This is a genomic window from Micromonospora sp. LZ34, from assembly GCF_052981855.1.
The window spans coordinates 1-17,411 of record NZ_JBRIQN010000046.1 but is presented as its reverse complement, the minus strand read 5'-3'; the positions used below and the strand labels follow the sequence as shown (position 1 = coordinate 17,411).

18 protein-coding genes are annotated in these 17,411 nt (G+C 75.5%); 9 read left to right on the top strand and 9 right to left on the bottom strand.

Annotation, left to right across the window (positions count from 1 at the left end; all coding sequences use genetic code 11):
* The first annotated feature begins 11 nt into the window (after nucleotides 1-11).
* From ACVCAH_RS30950 to ACVCAH_RS30930, 5 genes are read left to right on the top strand one after another with little or no spacing between them, the layout of a single operon-like run.
* Entirely contained in the window at nucleotides 12-854 is an 843-nt protein-coding gene (locus ACVCAH_RS30950) for a hypothetical protein (protein WP_447139777.1), read from the top strand.
* Nucleotides 851-1,426 (top strand): DUF4129 domain-containing protein, encoded by a 576-nt coding sequence (locus ACVCAH_RS30945; protein WP_447139776.1) that lies wholly within the window; start codon nucleotides 851-853, stop codon nucleotides 1,424-1,426. Before ACVCAH_RS30950 ends, ACVCAH_RS30945 begins: the two co-directional genes overlap by 4 nt.
* Entirely contained in the window at nucleotides 1,423-2,862 is a 1,440-nt protein-coding gene (locus ACVCAH_RS30940; protein ID WP_447139775.1) for a DUF4350 domain-containing protein, read from the top strand. The genes ACVCAH_RS30945 and ACVCAH_RS30940 overlap by 4 nt, the downstream gene beginning before the upstream one ends.
* Nucleotides 2,859-3,851 carry an AAA family ATPase gene (locus ACVCAH_RS30935; RefSeq protein WP_447139774.1) on the top strand — a complete coding sequence of 331 codons (993 nt, stop codon included), beginning with the start codon at nucleotides 2,859-2,861 and terminating at the stop codon, nucleotides 3,849-3,851. Before ACVCAH_RS30940 ends, ACVCAH_RS30935 begins: the two co-directional genes overlap by 4 nt.
* Nucleotides 3,848-5,158, top strand: coding sequence for a DUF58 domain-containing protein (locus ACVCAH_RS30930; protein WP_447139773.1), 1,311 nt, complete (start codon nucleotides 3,848-3,850; stop codon nucleotides 5,156-5,158). Before ACVCAH_RS30935 ends, ACVCAH_RS30930 begins: the two co-directional genes overlap by 4 nt.
* Before the next feature lie 34 nt (nucleotides 5,159-5,192).
* Here the strand turns inward: ACVCAH_RS30930 and ACVCAH_RS30925 are convergent, their stop codons facing one another.
* A complete protein-coding gene (locus ACVCAH_RS30925; protein ID WP_447139772.1) occupies nucleotides 5,193-6,224 on the bottom strand; it encodes a stage II sporulation protein M in 1,032 nt (343 codons plus the stop codon).
* A 16-nt stretch (nucleotides 6,225-6,240) separates the two neighbouring features.
* Here ACVCAH_RS30925 and ACVCAH_RS30920 point away from each other — a divergent pair, with 16 nt between their 5' ends.
* From ACVCAH_RS30920 to ACVCAH_RS30905, 4 genes are all read left to right on the top strand, one after another.
* Nucleotides 6,241-7,293, top strand: coding sequence for an RDD family protein (locus ACVCAH_RS30920; RefSeq protein ID WP_447139771.1), 1,053 nt, complete (start codon nucleotides 6,241-6,243; stop codon nucleotides 7,291-7,293).
* A 109-nt stretch (nucleotides 7,294-7,402) separates the two neighbouring features.
* Nucleotides 7,403-7,852 carry a hypothetical protein gene (locus ACVCAH_RS30915; RefSeq protein ID WP_447139770.1) on the top strand — a complete coding sequence of 150 codons (450 nt, stop codon included), beginning with the start codon at nucleotides 7,403-7,405 and terminating at the stop codon, nucleotides 7,850-7,852.
* On the top strand, nucleotides 7,849-8,721 hold the full coding sequence (locus ACVCAH_RS30910) for a hypothetical protein (RefSeq protein WP_447139769.1): 873 nt from the start codon (nucleotides 7,849-7,851) through the stop codon (nucleotides 8,719-8,721). The genes ACVCAH_RS30915 and ACVCAH_RS30910 overlap by 4 nt, the downstream gene beginning before the upstream one ends.
* The gene (locus ACVCAH_RS30905; RefSeq protein ID WP_447139768.1) at nucleotides 8,709-8,876 is read left to right on the top strand and encodes a hypothetical protein; all 168 of its coding nucleotides are present in this window, start codon (nucleotides 8,709-8,711) and stop codon (nucleotides 8,874-8,876) included. The genes ACVCAH_RS30910 and ACVCAH_RS30905 overlap by 13 nt, the downstream gene beginning before the upstream one ends.
* 103 nt (nucleotides 8,877-8,979) lie before the next feature.
* Here the strand turns inward: ACVCAH_RS30905 and ahcY are convergent, their stop codons facing one another.
* The 8 genes from ahcY to ACVCAH_RS30865 form a co-directional block, all read right to left on the bottom strand.
* Complete coding sequence (ahcY, locus tag ACVCAH_RS30900; protein WP_447139767.1) at nucleotides 8,980-10,479, bottom strand: adenosylhomocysteinase; 1,500 nt, start codon at nucleotides 10,477-10,479, stop codon at nucleotides 8,980-8,982.
* 370 nt (nucleotides 10,480-10,849) lie between these two features.
* Nucleotides 10,850-12,013 carry a mannose-6-phosphate isomerase, class I gene (gene manA / locus ACVCAH_RS30895; RefSeq protein WP_447139766.1) on the bottom strand — a complete coding sequence of 388 codons (1,164 nt, stop codon included), beginning with the start codon at nucleotides 12,011-12,013 and terminating at the stop codon, nucleotides 10,850-10,852.
* A 3-nt stretch (nucleotides 12,014-12,016) separates the two neighbouring features.
* The gene (locus ACVCAH_RS30890) at nucleotides 12,017-13,024 is read right to left on the bottom strand and encodes a cation diffusion facilitator family transporter (RefSeq protein WP_447139765.1); all 1,008 of its coding nucleotides are present in this window, start codon (nucleotides 13,022-13,024) and stop codon (nucleotides 12,017-12,019) included.
* Nucleotides 13,021-14,217 (bottom strand): SIS domain-containing protein, encoded by a 1,197-nt coding sequence (locus ACVCAH_RS30885; RefSeq protein ID WP_447139764.1) that lies wholly within the window; start codon nucleotides 14,215-14,217, stop codon nucleotides 13,021-13,023. The genes ACVCAH_RS30890 and ACVCAH_RS30885 overlap by 4 nt, the downstream gene beginning before the upstream one ends.
* Complete coding sequence (locus ACVCAH_RS30880) at nucleotides 14,214-14,396, bottom strand: Trm112 family protein (protein ID WP_013731721.1); 183 nt, start codon at nucleotides 14,394-14,396, stop codon at nucleotides 14,214-14,216. The genes ACVCAH_RS30885 and ACVCAH_RS30880 overlap by 4 nt, the downstream gene beginning before the upstream one ends.
* 61 nt (nucleotides 14,397-14,457) lie before the next feature.
* Nucleotides 14,458-15,843 carry a phosphomannomutase/phosphoglucomutase gene (locus tag ACVCAH_RS30875; RefSeq protein WP_447139763.1) on the bottom strand — a complete coding sequence of 462 codons (1,386 nt, stop codon included), beginning with the start codon at nucleotides 15,841-15,843 and terminating at the stop codon, nucleotides 14,458-14,460.
* A gap of 68 nt (nucleotides 15,844-15,911) precedes the next feature.
* Nucleotides 15,912-17,099 carry a hypothetical protein gene (locus ACVCAH_RS30870; RefSeq protein WP_447139800.1) on the bottom strand — a complete coding sequence of 396 codons (1,188 nt, stop codon included), beginning with the start codon at nucleotides 17,097-17,099 and terminating at the stop codon, nucleotides 15,912-15,914.
* Between the two features lie 99 nt (nucleotides 17,100-17,198).
* Nucleotides 17,199-17,411 (bottom strand): hypothetical protein (locus tag ACVCAH_RS30865; protein ID WP_447139762.1); only part of this gene is annotated, 213 nt, incomplete at its 5' end.

Genomic DNA, 17,411 nt, shown 5'->3' with positions numbered 1-17,411 from the left:
CAGGAGTACGCGTGCCCGACGCCGGCCCGACCGCCGTGCTCCCGCGTCGCCCGCTCACCGTCGGTGAGTTGCTCGACTCGGCGGTCCTGCTGCTGCGCGACCACGCCCGGGTGCTGGTCCCGCTCGCCGCCGTGCTGGCCGCGGGCGAACAGCTCCTGCTCCTGCCGCTGCGCCTCGCCGCCGACACGGAGCAGCCGTTCTGGTTCGTGGAGTTCGGCCACTTCGCCTGGTACTGGCTGCTGCTGGCCGTCGGCGCGGCGACCGAGGCGATGATCATCGCGCTGCTGGGCAACCCGGCCGCCCGGGCCGCCGGCGCCGCGCTGCTCGGCCGCCGGGCCGGCGCCCGGGAGCTGCTCCGCCCCGCCGGGGCCCGCTGGGGCGCCACCCTGCTGCTGGTGCCGCTGGTCGGGGCGGTGATGGCCACCGCCGCCCTGCTCGGGCCGGCCTGGATCATCGCTTTCGCCCTGCTCGGCGCGGTGACCCCGGCGCTGGTCGTGGACCGGGTCCACCCGCTGCGCGCCCCGCTGCGCTCGGCCACGCTCGCGGTCCGCGCCGGCGGCCGGGCCGGCGCGGTCCGGTTGCTCGGCTACCTCGCCTGGTGGCTGGTCCGGGTGGGCCTCGGGGTGGGCGTCTACTACGGGCTGGACGGGCTCGACCTGCTGCCCGAGGCGTGGCAGCTGCCGGTCTCCCTGATCATCTGGGCGGGGGTGAACAGCGTCGCGTACCCGGCGATCGCCTGCCTCGACGCGGCGGTCCACCTGGAGACCCGGACCCGCACCGAGGGGCTGGACATCCTGCTCGCCCGGGCGCCGGCCGGCACGCCGGACGCCGTGCTGCTGGCGGCCGGGCGATGAGTTTCAGCCGGTGGTGGACCGAGACCACGGCGGCCCTCGGCGACCGGGTACCGCTGCCGCTGGCCGCGCTGCTGCTCGTGCTCGCGGCGGTGCTGGTCGCCGCGGCCTGGTACGCCTACCCGGCCTGGGTGCCCCGCCGGCTGCCCCGGCTGCGGTCCCCGCGGCGAAGCCGGCCGCGCCCGGTGACCGCCGCCGCGCCGGCCGTGCCGGCGGCCCGGGAGCCGGCCGACGAGCCGCCGGCCGCCGTCCACCTGTCCCTGGCCGACCGGCTGGCCGCCGAGGGGCGCTACGCCGAGGCGGTCCGCGAGCGGCTGCGCGGCATGCTCCGCGAGCTGGTCACCCGCCGGCCGGTGCGGCTGCGCTCCGGCATGACCGTCATCGAGGTGATCACCGCGGCGAGTGACGGCCACCCGCCGGCCGGCCCGCCGCTGCGCGCGGCCGGCGCGATCTTCTCCGAGCTCTGGTACGCCGAGCGTCCCGCCACCGCGGAGCACGACCGGCGGATGCGGGAGCACGCCCGCGAGCTGCACCGGGTGCTGGCCGACCCGACCGAGGGGCAGGGCACGCCGTGACCCCGACCACGACCACGACGCCCCCCGGCGCGCGGACCGGCACCTGGCGACGCCGGCGGCGACACCGGATCCTGATCCCGATCGGGCTGGCCGCCCTGCTGCTCACCACCACCCTGGTCACCCACGCCGTCGACCAGCCCGACGCCGACGGCGGCTTCCTCTCCCCCGTCGCCACCGGCGAGCACGGCGGCAGCCGCCTCGCCGCGGCGCTGCGCGACCGCGGGGTCACCGTGCAGCGGGAGACCACCACCCGGGCGGCGCTGACCGCCGTCCGGTCCGGACCGGCCACGCTCTTCGTCCCCGCGCCGAAGCTGCTGCGCCCGGACACCGTCCGGACGCTGGGCCGGCTCCCGGCCGGCACCCGGCTGATCCTGGTCGACCCGGCCCGCCCGGTGCTGTCCGCCGCCGGCCTGCCGCTGCTGCCCGCCGAGCGCCGATGGGCGGCCCGGGCCCTGGGCCCGGCGGCCGACGGGCTGCCCTGCCGGCTGCCCGAACTGGACGCGATCGGTACGGCCGCCGTCGGGCTGCAGCGCTACACCACCGGCGCCTACCGCTCCGGCCAGGTCGAGTTCTGCTTCGCCGGCGCGCTGGCCCACCTGCCCGGGCCGGCCGAGCAGGTGGTGGTCGGCGCCAGCGACCCGTTCCGCAACGACCGGATCGCCGAGTGGGACAACCTCGCCTTCGCCACCGGCCTGCTCGGCGTCGCCGGCCGGGTGGTCTGGCTCGACCTGGCCGAGGCGGAACCGCCGCCGGCCACCGGCACCGGCCGCCCGCCCGCGACCGGGGACGGCCCGGGGGACGGGCCGGACGACGACACCGGCGACGGCGACGGCACCGGCGACGGCACCGGGGACGGCCGGGGCGACCCGGGGCAGCCCGGCGGGCCCGGCAACCCGGGTGGGGGTGACTCGTCCGGTTCCGGCGACGGCAACGACGCCGCCGACCAGGACGACCCGCCGAACCCGCTCTGGGCCGCCTTCCCGCCCTGGTTCTGGGCGTTGCTGGCCCAGCTCGCGCTGGCGGCGCTCGTCCTCGCGCTCTGGCGCGCCCGTCGGCTCGGCCCGCCGGCGGCCGAGCCGCTGCCGGTGACCGTCCGCTCCGCCGAGACGGTCCTCGGCCGGGCCCGGCTCTACCAGCGCGCCGGAGCCCGCGAGGCGGCCGCCCGGACCCTGCGGGAGGCCGCGCTGACCCGGCTGCGGCCCCGGCTCAACCTGCCGGCGGACGCCCCACCGGACCGGGTGGCCGGCGCGGTCGCCGCCCGCGCCGGCGGCGACCCCGCCGCCACCGAGGAGCTGCTGTACGGCGGCGAGCCGGAGACCGACCAGGAGCTGTTGGAGCTGGCGCGCGGCCTGGACGGGGTGACCCGTACGGTGGCGTCGCCGCCCGCCTCCCCCGACGCGCCACTGCCGGACCGACCCGAAGGAGAACCCCGGTGACCCGACCCGCCGGAACCGCCGAGCCACGGACCGCCTACCCCGACGACGCCCGTGCCGCCCTGCACCGGCTGCGCGCCGAGGTGGCCAAGGCGGTCGTCGGGCAGGACGCGGTGGTCACCGGTCTGGTGATCGCCCTGCTCTGCCGTGGGCACGTGCTGCTGGAGGGCGTGCCCGGGGTGGCCAAGACGCTGCTCATCCGCACCGTGGCCACCGCGCTCGACCTGGGCTCGAAGCGGGTGCAGTTCACCCCGGACCTGATGCCCGGCGACGTCACCGGGTCACTGATCTTCGACCCGCACACCGCCGCGTTCACCTTCCGGGAGGGGCCGGTCTTCACCAACCTGCTGCTCGCCGACGAGATCAACCGGACGCCGCCGAAGACCCAGTCGGCGTTGCTGGAGGTGATGGAGGAGCGGCAGGTCTCGGTCGAGGGTGACCGCCGGCCGCTGCCCGACCCGTTCATCGTCGCCGCCACCCAGAACCCGATCGAGTACGAGGGCACCTACCCGCTGCCGGAGGCTCAGCTGGACCGGTTCCTGCTCAAGCTCACCGTGCCGCTGCCCAGCCGGGACGAGGAGCTGGGCGTGCTGCGGGCGCACCACGCCGGCTTCGACCCGCGCGACCTGGCCGCGGCAGGCGTACGACCGGTGGCCGGGGCCGCCGACCTGGCCGCGGCGCGGGCCGCGGTGGGCCGGGTGCACGTGGCCGAGCCGCTGCTCGGCTACCTGGTCGACCTGTGCCGGGCCACCCGGGCCACCCCCGCGCTGGAGCTGGGCGCCTCGCCCCGGGGCGCGACCGCCCTGCTCAGCACCGCCAAGGCGTGGGCCTGGTTGGCCGGCCGCGACCACGTCGTCCCGGACGACGTCAAGGCGGTCGCCCGGCCGACCCTGCGGCACCGGCTGCGGCTGCGGCCGGAGGTCGAGCTGGAGGGCGTCAGCGTGGACGCGGTGCTGGACACGGTGCTGGCCACCGTGCCCACGCCGCGATGACCTGGCGGGCGGCGCTCCTGCTGGCGGCCGGCGCGCTGACCCTGCCGGCCTGGCCGTCGCCGCTCGCCGGAGTGCTGGTGATGACCGGGGTGGTGCTGCTCCTGGTGGCGCTGGACCGGGCGCTGGCGGTGCCGCCGGGCGCGGTGACCGCCGCCCGGGACGGGGACCGCGCGGTCCGGCTCGGCGAGACCGCCACCGTCGTGCTGCACCTGGGCAACACCTCCGGCCGTACGCTGCGGGCGCTGGTGCGCGACGCCTGGGTGCCCTCGGCCGGCGCCCGCCCGGACGTCCCGCCCAAGCGGGTGGTGCGGGTGGAGCCGGGCCAGACCGTCGCGCTGCCCAGCCGGCTCACCCCCACCCGCCGCGGCGACCGGCCGGCGGTGGCGCTGACCGTCCGCTCCCTCGGCCCGTTGGGGCTGGCGTTCCGCCAGCGCTCGGGCCGCCCGGCCACGCCGCCGTGGACGCTGCGCGTGCTGCCCCGCTTCGACTCGCGCCGGCACCTGCCGGAGAAGCTCTCCCGGCTCCGGGTGATCGACGGCACCCAGGTCACCCGGGGGCGCGGCCAGGGCACCGAGTTCGACACCCTGCGCGAGTACGTGGTCGGCGACGACGTGCGCTCGATCGACTGGCGGGCCAGCGCCCGCCGGGCCGACGTGCTGGTGCGCACCTGGCGGCCGGAACGGGACCGGCGGCTGGTCTGCGTGCTGGACACCGGCCGCACCTCGGCGGTACGCGTCGGCGACGAGCCCCGGCTGGACACCGCGATCGACGCGGCGCTGCTGCTCACCGCCCTCGCCGCGCGCGCCGGTGACCGGGTCGACCTGCTGGCCGCCGACACCGCCGTACGCGCCACGGTGACCGGGACCGGGCGGCCGGCGCTGCTGCCCCGGCTGGTGCACGCGCTGGCCCCGCTGGAACCGGCCCTGGTGGAGACGGACTTCGACCTGATCGCCGGCGAGCTGCTGCGCCGGCAGCGGCAGCGCAGCCTGGTGGTGCTCTTCACCGCGCTGGAGGCCGGCGCGCTGAGCGCGGGCCTGCTACCCGTACTGCCCCGGCTGGCCGCCCGACACCGGGTGCTGATCGCGGCGACCCACGACCCGGTGCTGACCGCGCTCACCACCGCCGCACCGGCCCAGCCGCGGGACGCCTACGCAGCGGCGGCCGGCTGGCGGGCGCTGGCCGAGCGGGACCGCATCCGCGCCGCCCTGGCCCGCCACAACGTCACGGTCGTCGACGCCCCCGCGGGCCGCCTGGCCCCCACCCTCGCCGACACCTACCTCCGCCTCAAATCCCAGGCCCAGCTCTAACCCCCTTCGCCAAGCCCCGCTGTTGATCATGAGGTTAGCGGCGGTTATGGAGATCGAGAACGCCGTCAACCTCATGATCAACCGGATCGGCGGCGGAGGCGGAGCGGGACGGGGCACGGGAGCCGAGGATGAGGACGTAGGCCAGGAAGGCCAGCCAGACGGCGGCGCCGACGGCGACGCGGAGCGGGACCGGCACCGGCGCGGGGGTGACGAACGCCTCGACGAGGGCGGAGACGGCGAAGAGCCCGACCAGGCCGACGGCGACCAGGATGGCCTGGCGGCCCGCCCGGGCCACCGCCTGGCCCCGGGTCAGCCCGGCCGGCGGTGCGATCCACGCCCAGCCGGTCCGCAGCCCGACCCCGGCGGCCACGAAGACCCCGGTCAGCTCCAGCAGCCCGTGCGGGGTGATCAGGCCGAAGAAGACGTCGGCCCGGCCGTGCGCGACCATCACCCCGCCGGTCACGCCGATGTTCAACGCGTTCTGCCACAACAGGTAGAGCACCGGGACGATCAGCACCCCGGCGGCCAGGCAGCGGGCGGCCACCCAGGCGTTGTTCGTCCACAGCTGGAGGGCGAACGTCGGCGCCGAGTACTCGGTGTAGTAGTCGACGAAGGCCGACTCGACCAGCTCGGCGGCCGCCTCCTCGCCGATGAACGCCGCCGCGGTGTCCGGGTTGCCGGCCACGAACCAGATCAGGAAGAAGCTGAGCAGCGTGAAGGCGGTCGCCACCCCGCACCACCACGGCCAGGCCCGGTAGACCGCGCCGGGGAACCCGACCAGCAGGAACCGGCCCACCGCCGCCCAGGACGGCCGGGGCCGCCCGGTGAGCCGGGCCCGGGCCCGGAGCACCACCTGGGAGAGCTGGCCGACCAGCGCCGGGTCGGGCGAGCGGCTGCGCAGCACCGACAGCTGGGTGGCGGCCCGCTGGTAGAGCACGACCAACTCGTCGATCTCGTCGGCGTCCAACCGGCGCCGGCCGGTCAACACCTCGAGCCGACGCCACTCCCCGCCATGCTCCGCGACGTACGCGTCGAGATCCACCGCCCACCCCCGTCCGGGGATCATAGTGTTCACTGTCGGGGTGAGCGCGCAACCACGACCGCCGGCCCCCTCCCCGGGCTGGGGCGACGCCGGGCTGGTCAGCGGAGAGGCCGTGGAGCTGGACGTGCGGGCCGCCCGGATCGGCTCGCGGGCGCTCGCACTGCTGCTCGACGTGCTGGCGCAGCTGCTGCTCGCGCTGACCCTGGCCATGCTCGTCGGCATCGTGCTCGCCGCGCTGCCGATGGTCGTGGTGGACGCGGCGTTGAGCAACGCGTTCGGGACCGTCGCCCTGGTCGCCGTGCTGGTCGGCTACCCGGTGCTCTTCGAACGGTTCAACCACGGCCGGACGCCCGGCAAGATGGCGGTCGGGTTGCGGGTGGTCAGCGCCGACGGCGCTCCGGTCGGCGTCCGGCAGTCGCTGACCCGCGCGCTGGTCGGCGTCGCGGTGGAGTGGCCGGGCCTGGTGCTGCCGCTGCTCAGCTGGGTGGCCGGCGTGACGGTGATGCTGACCGACCGGCGCGGCCGGCGCCTGGGTGACCTGGTGGCCGGCACGCTGGTCGTGCACACCCGCTCGGCGACGATCTGGCGACCGGTCGCCACCTCGGTGCCGGCGCTGGTCGGCTGGGCGTACACCCTGGACCTGAGCCGGCTGGACGACCGCCTGGCGCTGGCCGCGCGGCAGTACCTGGCCCGGGTGCACCAGCTGGCCGAGCCGGCGCGCAGTCGGCTGGCCCGCGGCCTGTGGGCCGAGGTCGCCGCGGTGATCGCCCCGCCCCCGCCGCCGGGCCTGCCGGAGACGGTCTACCTGGCCGCGGTGCTCGGTGAGCGGCACCGCCGCGCGCGGCACCGGTTGGCCCGGGGACGCGCGGTCGCCGCGGCGCTCTGGCCGGAGCTGCTGCCCGGCCCGGCCACCCCACCGGCCACCGCGGCGGCGGGGACGCCAGCACCGGCCACCGCGTCCCCGCCGACCGCCGCGCCACCGTCGTTCGTCCGGCCGGCGGTGCCCGGCGAGCCGCCGGTGGTCGTGCCCGCGCAGGCCGGCCCGCCCACACTGCGGCCGGCGACGGTGCCCGACGACCGCCCCGGCGGGTGACCGTCGCCGCGCCGGCGCGTGGCCGCCTCGGCTGACGCGGCGGGAGGTCCGCCCGGACGGGTCGGTTGTGGCAGGATCCGGCCTGCCCCTATCGCAGACAGGACCACCCGTGGCCGACGACCTGTTCACCCCCACCATCGCCGCGGCGGCGTACGAACCGAAACGCCCGCCGTGGCGTCCCCAGTCGTTGCTCTTCCCCGCCGTCTTCGGCGGCCCGACCGCGGTCACCGTGCTCGCGCTGGTCAACGCCGCCCGGTTGGGCCTGCCCCGGCGGGCCGGGCTGGCGGTGGCCGGCGCCGGGCTGGCCGCCGTGGTCGCCCGGACCGGGATCACCCTGGCGGTCTTCGCCGGCGAGGCGAGCCGACCCGTCCGGCTGATCGGCGCGCTGGCCGGCGCCCTGGTCTGGCTGGTCGTCTCGGCCACCCAGAAGGGCCGGTTCCGGGCGTACCAGCTGCGCGGCGGCGACCCGGCGTCGCTCTGGCTACCGGGCATCGCGGCGGTGCTGCTGCTCGGCGGTGCCGAGGCACTGCTGATCGCCCTGCTGGCCGCCGCCGCATGAGCGCCCCCGACACGGCGCTCGTCCGAGCCGCCCAGCTGTTGGAGCTGAACCGGGCCGAGCAGGCCCTGGCCGAGCTGAGCCGGCTCCCCGCCGCCCTCGCCATCGACGTGACGGCGTTCCGGTTGCGGGCCGCCGCGCTGTCCGACCTGGACCGCTGGGCCGACGTCGCCACGGTCACCCGACAGGGCCTCGCCGAGGTCGGTCCGGACGCGGAGCTGCTCGGCCGGCTCGGCCTCGCCCTGCGCCACCTCGACGAGTACGCCCCGGCGGAGCGGGCGCTGCTCGACGGGCTGGCGATCGAGCCGCAGAACCCGTGGCTGCTCTGCCAGTACGCCGACCTGTGCAGCGCGGTGGGGCAGACCGACAAGGCGGAGCGGCTGGTCGCCCGGGCCGCCGCGCTGGCGCCGCAGGCGCCGCCGGTCTTCGCCTCCCGCTTCCAGCTGGCGTACGCCCGGGGCGACGACCGCGAAGCGGAGCGGGTGGCCGGGGAGTTCCTCGGCGCCTGGCCGGGCCATCCGGTGGCGCTCGCGCTGCACGGGGCGGCCGCCGCCCAGCGGGGCCGGGTGGACGCGGCCCACCGCTCGTTCGGCCAGGCGGTGGCGCACGATCCGACCGACGCCGACTACGCCGACGCGGCCTGGGAGTTCCGGGTGTACACCCACCCGCTGCTGCGCCCGCTGCGCCCGCTCTACCGGCTCGGCACGCTGCGCACCTGGCTGATCGCGGTGGCCGTGATCATGGCGCTCAACCTGTCCGGGCTGGACCTGCTCGCCGGGTTGTTCGGGCTGGCCTGGCTGCTGTTCTGCGTCTGGTCGTGGATTGCGCCGCCGCTGGTGCGGCGGATGGTGCGGGGCCGGTGGCGGTCGTGAGGGGCTTCGGGCCGTGGCTGGTGGTGCTGGCCGTCGTGCTGCTGCTCAGCGCGCTGCGGCTGCGGGCGCTCGCCACCGTCGTCTCGCTGGCCTGGCTGGTCTGGTGCGTGTGGACCTGGTTCCGCCCGACCCGGCGAGGCCCCAACCCGCGCTGACCCGCCACGGCCCACGCTGATCGGCCGGGGCGGCGGGCGGCCGGCCCCGGACGACGAACGGGCCGGCCGCGGATGCGGCCGGCCCGTTCGGGAGCGCGTCGGATCAGTAGCGGTAGTGCTCCGGCTTGAACGGCCCCTCCACCGAGACGCCGAGGTAGGCGGCCTGTTCCTTGGTGAGGGTGCTGAGCTTGGCGCCGAGGGCGTCCAGGTGCAGTCGGGCGACCTTCTCGTCGAGGTGCTTGGGCAGCACGTACACCCCGACCGGGTACTCGTCGGTCTTGGTGAACAACTCGATCTGGGCGATGGTCTGGTTGGCGAACGAGTTCGACATCACGAAGCTCGGGTGACCGGTGGCGTTGCCCAGGTTCAACAGCCGCCCCTCGGACAGCACGATGATCGCGTGGCCGTCGTCGAACTTCCAGAGGTCGACCTGCGGCTTGATGTTCTCCCGCGTCACGTCCGAACGCTTCGCCAGCCCGGCCATGTCGATCTCGTTGTCGAAGTGGCCGATGTTCCCCACGATCGCCTGGTGCTTCATCCGCGCCATGTGCTCGTTGGTGATCACGTCGAAGCAGCCGGTCGCGGTGATGAAGATGTCAGCCTGCTCGACCACGTCGTCCAGGGCGGCGACCTGGTAGCCGTCCATCGCCGCCTGCAACGCGCAGATCGGGTCGACCTCGGTCACCACCACCCGGGCGCCCTGCCCGCGCAGCGACTCGGCGCAGCCCTTACCCACGTCGCCGTAGCCCATGACGACCGCCATCTTGCCGCCGATCAGCACGTCGGTGGCGCGGTTGATGCCGTCGATCAGCGAGTGCCGGCAGCCGTACTTGTTGTCGAACTTGCTCTTCGTCACCGAGTCGTTCACGTTGATCGCCGGGAACAACAGGGTGCCCGCCCGGTGCATCTCGTACAGCCGGTGCACGCCGGTGGTGGTCTCCTCCGTCACGCCCTTGATCTGGGCGGCGATCCGGGTCCACCGCTGCCCGTCCTCAGCCAGCGAGCGGTGCAGCAGCCCGAGGATGACCGCGTACTCCTCCGAGTCCGCGGACTCGACCGGCGGGACGACCCCGGCCTTCTCGAACTCGACGCCCTTGTGCACCAGCAGCGTGGCGTCACCGCCGTCGTCGAGGATCATGTTCGGGCCGGCACCATCCGGCCAGGCGAGCACCTGCTCGGTGCACCACCAGTACTCCTCCAGGCTCTCGCCCTTCCAGGCGTACACCGGCACACCCGCCGGGGCCTCCGGAGTGCCCTCAGGGCCCACCACGATCGCCGCGGCCGCGTGGTCCTGGGTGGAGAAGATGTTGCACGACGCCCAGCGGACCTGCGCGCCGAGCGCGACCAGGGTCTCGATCAGGACGGCCGTCTGAATCGTCATGTGCAGCGAGCCGGTGATCCGCGCACCGGCGAGCGGCTGCGCCTCGGCGAACTCACGGCGGATCGCCATCAGACCCGGCATCTCATGCTCGGCGAGCCGGATCTCCTTACGCCCGAACTCGGCGAGCGACAGATCCGCCACCTTGTAGTCGCCCTCGGCGAGGGTGCGCGGCCGGGCCTCGGACGGCGTGCCGCTGGCGGACGCCGGGAGGGTGCTGGTCATGGAAGCTCCTGTCGAACGTTGTCCTGCGCGACCCCCCACCTTACGCGTGTCGGTGGACGGCGCAGGGGGCGGCCGGCGGACAGCGGGCAGGGGCGTCGACGGAGGGCGCGACAGGGGTCGGCCGGCGGACAGCGCACGGGGCGGTCGGTCATGGACGGACTTTCCGTCCACTCGCCGGCCGCCCCGTGCATCCCCCCGGTTTGGTTCCCCCGCGCGTTCTCGGACCGTCGTCGCGATAACGCTGCGCACCCATAGAGTCACACTGCGCAAGAAGCGCGTCAAGCTATTTCGGGAAAGTCGGACTTGCCGTTCGGCTGGGGTGCTGGCTCACCACCTGAACGCCTGCTCATGGCCAGCGGCGGGAGAACGGTCAGCGCAGGCCGGTGGTCGCCACGTAGGCATGACCCGCTCCGGCGACGACCAGCGGACCGCCGGCGGCGGAGCCGATCGCGGCCCGACCCGGCCCCAGCTTCACCGCGCCCGAGCCGTCGTCCACCACGAGTTCACCCCCGCAGCAGAGCACCACCCGAGGCCCCGCCAGCGCCAGCTTCACCTCGGGCACCTCCGGGCCCAGGGTCACCTGGTGCAGCGCGAAATCCTCCACCGGGACCGGCCAGCAGACCACCCCGGGTGCCACCGGACGCGGCGGGACCACCGGATCCGCCAGCACCTCGAACCGCAGCACCCGGAGCAGCTCCGGCACGTCCACGTGCTTGGGCGTCAGGCCGCCCCGCAGCACGTTGTCGCTGGCCGCCATGATCTCCACACCGGTACCGCGCAGGTAGGCGTGCAGGTTGCCGGCCGGCATCCAGATCGCCTCGCCCGGCGCCAGCCGCACCCGGTTGAGCAGCAGCGCGACCAGGGCGCCCGGGTCGCCAGGGTAGGCGGTGGCCAACGCCTGGGCCAGCTCCGCGTCCGGCCCGGTGAGCCCCGCCGCCCGTACGGCCGCCAGCAGCGCCTCCCGCTCCACCCGCGGCCAGGTCAGCAATAGCCGTACCGCGTCACGCAGACCCGCCGGCCCGGCCCGCAGCGCCGCCACCACCGGCTCCAGCTCGCGTACGCCGAACGCGGCCAGCGCCGCGGCCGACACCGCCGGGTCCCGGAAACCGCAGAGCGCCTCGAACGGCGAGAGCGCGACCAGCAGCTCCGGCTTGTGGTACGGGTCCACGTAGTTGCGGTGCCCGTCGGTGCGAACCGCGTCGGCGGCGTGCCCGGCCCGGGCCTGCTCGGCGTCCGGGTGCGCCTGGAGGCTCAGCGGCGCGTCGGCCGCCAGCACCTTGAGCAGGAACGGCAACCGGGCGCCGAACCGGTCGACCACCGGCGCGCCGAGCCAGTGCCCCGGCTCGGCGCGCAGCAGTTCGGCCAGGCTGACCCGGGCGCCGCCCCGGTCGACCGTGGCCGGGGCGCCCGGGTGGGCGCCCAGCCACAGCTCGGCCTCCGGGCCGTCGGCTGGCGCCGGGCGCCCCTGGAGCTCGGCGAGGGCCGAGCGGGACCCCCAGGCGTAGTCCTTGATCGGCCCATACAGCAGTTCCACGGATCAGCTTCCGGGCCGCCCGGCGACCTCGTCCGAACCAGGCTCCGGCTGCGGCACGGCGGTGTGCGCCGCCGTGCCGGTGCCCGCCTGCGCGGCGGCGGCGCTGTAGATGTCCGGCTCGAGGTAGATGACCCGGGCGATCGGCACGGCGGCGCGGATCCGGGCCTCGACGGCGTTGATGCCCCGGGCCAGTTCCTCGGCGCTGTCGCACGCCGGCACGCCGACCTTCGCGGCGACCATCAGCTCATCGGGGCCGAGGTAGAGCGTCTTCATGTGGATGATCCGCTCGACCTCGGGACCGTCCGTGATCGCCTTCTCGATCGCGGCGACGTCGTGCGCCTCGGCGCCCTCACCGAGCAGCAGGCTCTTGGTCTCGATCGCGAGGACGATCGCGATGATCACCAGCAGCACACCGATCATCGCGGTGCCGATCGCGTCCCACTCGCCGTTGTGGGTGATCAGGGTCATGGTGACGCCGAAGAGCGCGAAGACCAGACCGACCAGCGCGCCGAGGTCCTCCAGCAGCACCACCGGCAGCTCCGGGGCCTTCGCCCGGCGGACGAAGTGCACCCAGGACTGCTTGCCCCGGATGTGGTTGGACTCCTTGATCGCGGTACGGAAGGAGAACGACTCCATGACGATGGCGACCACCAGCACGGTGACCGGAACCCACTGCCACTCGTCGATCGGGTGCGGGTCCGACCACTTGTGCCACGCCTCGTAGAGCGCGAAGAGGCCACCGACGCTGAACAGCACGATGGACACGATGAACGCGTAGATGTACCGCTCGCGGCCGTAGCCGAAGGGGTGCTGCGGGGTCGCGGCCCGCTTGGCCCGCCGCCCGCCGAGCAGCAGCAAACCCTGGTTGCCGGAGTCGGCGACCGAGTGGATCGACTCGGCCAGCATCGACGACGAGCCGGTCAGCGCGAACGCGATGAACTTGGTGATCGCGATGCCGACGTTGGCCAGCAGGGCGGCGATGATCGCCTTCGTCCCGCCATTGGCGCTCACTGGTTTGCCAGCTCCTTCATCTCGGTGATGGCGGGCACCGCCATCGGGTCCAGTCCGTGCGCGAGCGCGAGGTAGATCGAGGCGAAGTCCGGCACCGCGATCAGCGAGGCGAGCCGCTCCAGCGCCGAGCCGCCCTCGGCGGTCACCACGTCGCAGCGCACCCCCCGCCGCTCGGCGAGGGTCTGCACCGCCTCCGCGCGGCGTTCCTCGACGGCGAGCGGCTCGTCGGTGTCGTCCTCGGCGTTGAGCCCGCCGTCGCGCAGCAGCACCAGCCGCAGCCGGGTGGCGTCGCCGGTGCTCTCCTCGGGGTCGGCGAAGATGTCCCGGCCCCCCTCGACCAGCCCGCCGAAGACGCCGTCGAGCAGGCCGACCCGTCCCCGGCCGGCCTCGCCGAGCGCCCCGCTGACCACCGGGTAGCGGGCGTTCGCCGAGAGCGTGTCGCCGAACCGGCGGGCGGCGACGGTGGCCAGCGGCGACGACCCCCAGACGATCGGGATCGACCCGGCCAGGCCGAGGGCGAGCGACTTCGCCGGGTTGACGAAGGACTCCGCGGTGGGCCGGCACCGGTCGGCGTCCGCGTCCAGCCGGGCCGCGGTCTCCGCCAGGTCCGCCTCGTTGACCTTGACGAGCCCGAGCGTACGGGCGGCAAGCAGGACCGGCACCGTGAGCGCCCAGAGGCTGGCCCGGGCCGGCGCGCGCCGCGGCACCGGGATGAACGGGGCGCGAGCCCGCTCGGCCACCGACTGGAGCTGTGAATCCGGCGCGCCGACGGCGACCAGCCGGGCGCCCCGCCGGTGCGCCGCCTCGGCGGCGCCGAGCGCCTCGGGGCTGCGGCCGGAGGCGCTGACCGCGATCACCACGTCGGCGGCGCCCACCCAGCCGGGCACGCCGGCGCTGCGGTGCGGGATGACCGGCACCGGGCAGCGCGGCCCGGCGACCGTGGCGAGCACGTCACCGGTGCGCCCGGCGGTGCCGATGCCGGCGATGACGACCGCTCGGGGCCGCCCCTCGTCGGCAAGCACCTGGAGGTTGGCCTCGGCGGCCAGTGCGGCCGACTCGCGGACCTGCGCCCCGGCGGAGGCGATGTGCCGCAGCATGCCGCCCGGGTCGCGCTCGGCGAGCGCCGCGGGGTCGTCGAGCAGGGCCTCGTCGGCGTCACGCTGGCCGCTGACCCCGGCCGTACCGTCGATCACGACCGCTCCGCGGGGCCGCGCGCCTCGTCCAGCAGCAGCACCGGCACGTCGTCGCGGACCTCGAAGATCCGGCCGCACTCGGTGCAGGTCAACGTCTGCGCCTGCGCGTCGTAGTCGAGCGGGGCGTGGTGCGTGTCCGGGCAGGCGAGGATTTCCAGCAACTGCGGGTCCAGGGCCACGGCGCGGCTCCTTCCACGTATGCGGCGTCACGGGCGGCGGTGCCGACCGGCGCAGGCGATCTTATCGGCGAACCCGGTCGAGCACCTCGTCACGGAGGGCGGTCATCCGCTCCGCGGTGGGCGCCTCGACGTTCAGCCGCAGCAGCGGCTCGGTGTTAGAGGCGCGCAGGTTGAACCACGCGCCGTCCGGGAAGCGCAGGGTGAGGCCGTCCAGCTCGTCGGCCTCCGCCTCCGGGTACGCGGCCCGCACCTCGGCGACCTTCGCCGCCTGGTCGGCCACCGTGGAGTTGATCTCGCCGGAGGCGACGTACCGCTCGTACACGCTGGCCAGCACGGAGAGCGGCTGCGACTGCTCGCCGAGCGCGGCGAGCGTGTGCATCGCGGCGAGCATGCCGGTGTCGGCGAACCAGAAGTCCCGGAAGTAGTAGTGCGCGGAGTGCTCGCCGCCGAAGACGGCGTTGGTCCGGGCCATCTCGGCCTTGATGAAGGAGTGGCCGACCCGGGCCACCACCGGCTCGCCACCGTGCTCACGGATGATCTCCGGCACCGCGTTGGAGGTGATCAGGTTGTGGATCACCGTGGAGCCGGGGTGCTTGGCCAGCTCGCGGGCGGCGACCAGCGCGGTGATCGCCGACGGCGAGACGGGGTCGCCGCGCTCGTCCACCACGAAGCAGCGGTCGGCGTCGCCGTCGAAGGCGAGCCCGATCTCCGCGCCGTGCTCGACCACCGCGCGCTGCAGGTCGACCAGGTTGGCCGGGTCCAGCGGGTTGGCCTCGTGGTTGGGGAAGGTGCCGTCGAGTTCGAAGTAGAGCGGCACGATCTCCAGCGGCAGCGCCGGCAGGGCGGCGTCGCCGAGCACGGTCGGCACCGTGTAGCCGCCCATCCCGTTGCCGGCGTCGACGACCACCTTCAGCGGCCGGATGCCGGATAGGTCGACCAACTCCCGCAGGTAGGCCGCGTAGTCCGGGAGCAGGTCACGCCGCTCGGCGGGCGCGGTCGGCTCGCCCGCCGGACGGGACTCGTCCTTGTCGAGCAGCGCCTGGGCCCGGTCGCGGATCTCGGCCAGCCCGCTGTCCTGCCCGATCGGGCGGGCGCCGGAGCGGCACATCTTGATCCCGTTGTACTGGGCAGGGTTGTGACTGGCGGTGAACATCGCGCCGGGCAGGTTCAGCGAGCCGGAGGCGTAGTAGAGCAGGTCGGTGGAGGCGAGCCCGAGCTCGATCACCGAGCGCCCCTCGGCGCGCACGCCGGCGGCGAACGCGGCCGCCAGGCCGGGCCCGGTGGCACGCATGTCGTGCGCGATGAGGACGGCCTCGCCCGGCTCCCCGGTGCCGTTGAGCACCTGGGTGAAGGCCGCCCCGAGCGCCTCGGCGGCACGCTCGTCCCACTGGTCAGGCACCGTCCCACGGACGTCGTAAGCCTTCACGATCTGGGACAGATCAGACACCGGTTCCACTCCTCAGCCGCACGTCATCGACGGCCTGAGCGTATCGGAGCGCCATCGGGCTGCCCGGCTCAGCCGGGTAGCCGAGGCATGAAGACGGTGTGGTCGCCCCCGTCGTCGGGCTCCGGCGGGGTGCCGGGCCGCCCGGGCGGCGCCGAGGTCGGTGCGACCGGCGACGCCCCGGGCTGCCGGGGCTCGGGCGGGTGCGGCGGACCGGAGACCGGCGGAGCGGGCGGGTGTGGCGGACCGGAGACCGGTGGAGCGGGCGGACCGGAGACCGGCGGGGCGGGAGCGGCGTGCCGGCCGGGCATCACCTGGGTCGCCTCGGGCGGAGCGGTCGGACGGCCGCCGTACACCCCACCGGCGGGACGCGGGGCGGGCATACCGCCGTACACCCCGCCAGTGGCCGGGGGCTGCTGGCCGTAGACCGGGCCGGGCCGGACCGGCGCGGCGGCCGGGCCCTGCCCGGAGCGGTAGGTGGTGCCGCCCGGGTTCCCCAGCAGCAGCGGTACGTCGTCGACGTGCTCCTTGTCGGCCCGCGAGCGGCGGAAGAGCAGCACGATGAGCAGGATCCCGACGGCCACCATGGCGATGCCGAAGAACATCACCAGGGAACCGCCCGACGACTCCTCGGCGGCGTTCGAGGCGGCCCCGCCGGCGGCGAGCGCGGCCACCGGCGACACGTCGTCGACAGCCTCCTCGGTGGGCGCCACGCTCGGCGTGGGCGACGGCTTCTTCGACGGCGTCGGCGACGCGGAGGCGCGACCGCCGACCACCCGGGACGCGACCGCACCCCGACCCAGCAGCTGACCCATGGCACTGGTCGCCTCACCGGCGACCGTCAGCCGGCCGCTCGGCGCGGCGGCGGCGAACGCCACCCGGTAGCGCACCGTGATGCTCTTGCCCTTGCACAGCCGCGGGTTCGCCGGCGAGGTGGTCGTGCTGGCCACACTGCCCCCGCCGCCGGACAGCGGCACCGGGAACCAGCGACCGCCGTAGTTCACCTGCACAGTCACTTGGTCGGGCCGGACGCCGGGGAGGCGGAGCCCGAGCGCGGTACGCAGCAGCACGCAGCCGTCCTTGCGCCGGCGTACCTCCATCGAGACGCCCTCGGCGGAACCACCGGCGGTGAAGCTGCCCGCCGAGCGCACCCGGACCTGGTCGTCGTCGGCCAGCGCCGGCGACCCACCGAGCGCCACCAGGCCGCCCAGCAACGCGCAGACCGTCGCCAACCGCGCTGCGTGCCGACGCACCGCCATGATCACCTCGCCGTTCCTCCCCCCGCGGGGGACCGTCGGTCAGGCTACTACCGGGGCCCAACGGGCCCTGGTCATAGAGCGCCCCAGATGTGCGCCGTATTACCCACCGCCGGCGTCGTCGAAGCGGTCCGGCGCCGTCGTCCCACGAGGGTGGCGACCGTCGCCGGGCCGGCTCGTGTCCGGACTGTCCCGACGAGGTGGCGTCGCGGGATTGTCCGGCGTGGCGCCGCGGGCGCGGCCCGGCTCGGCCCAGCGCGGCTCGGCCCAGCGCGGCTCGGCGCGGCCCGGGCAGGCGAGGCCGGGCGCGGCCCG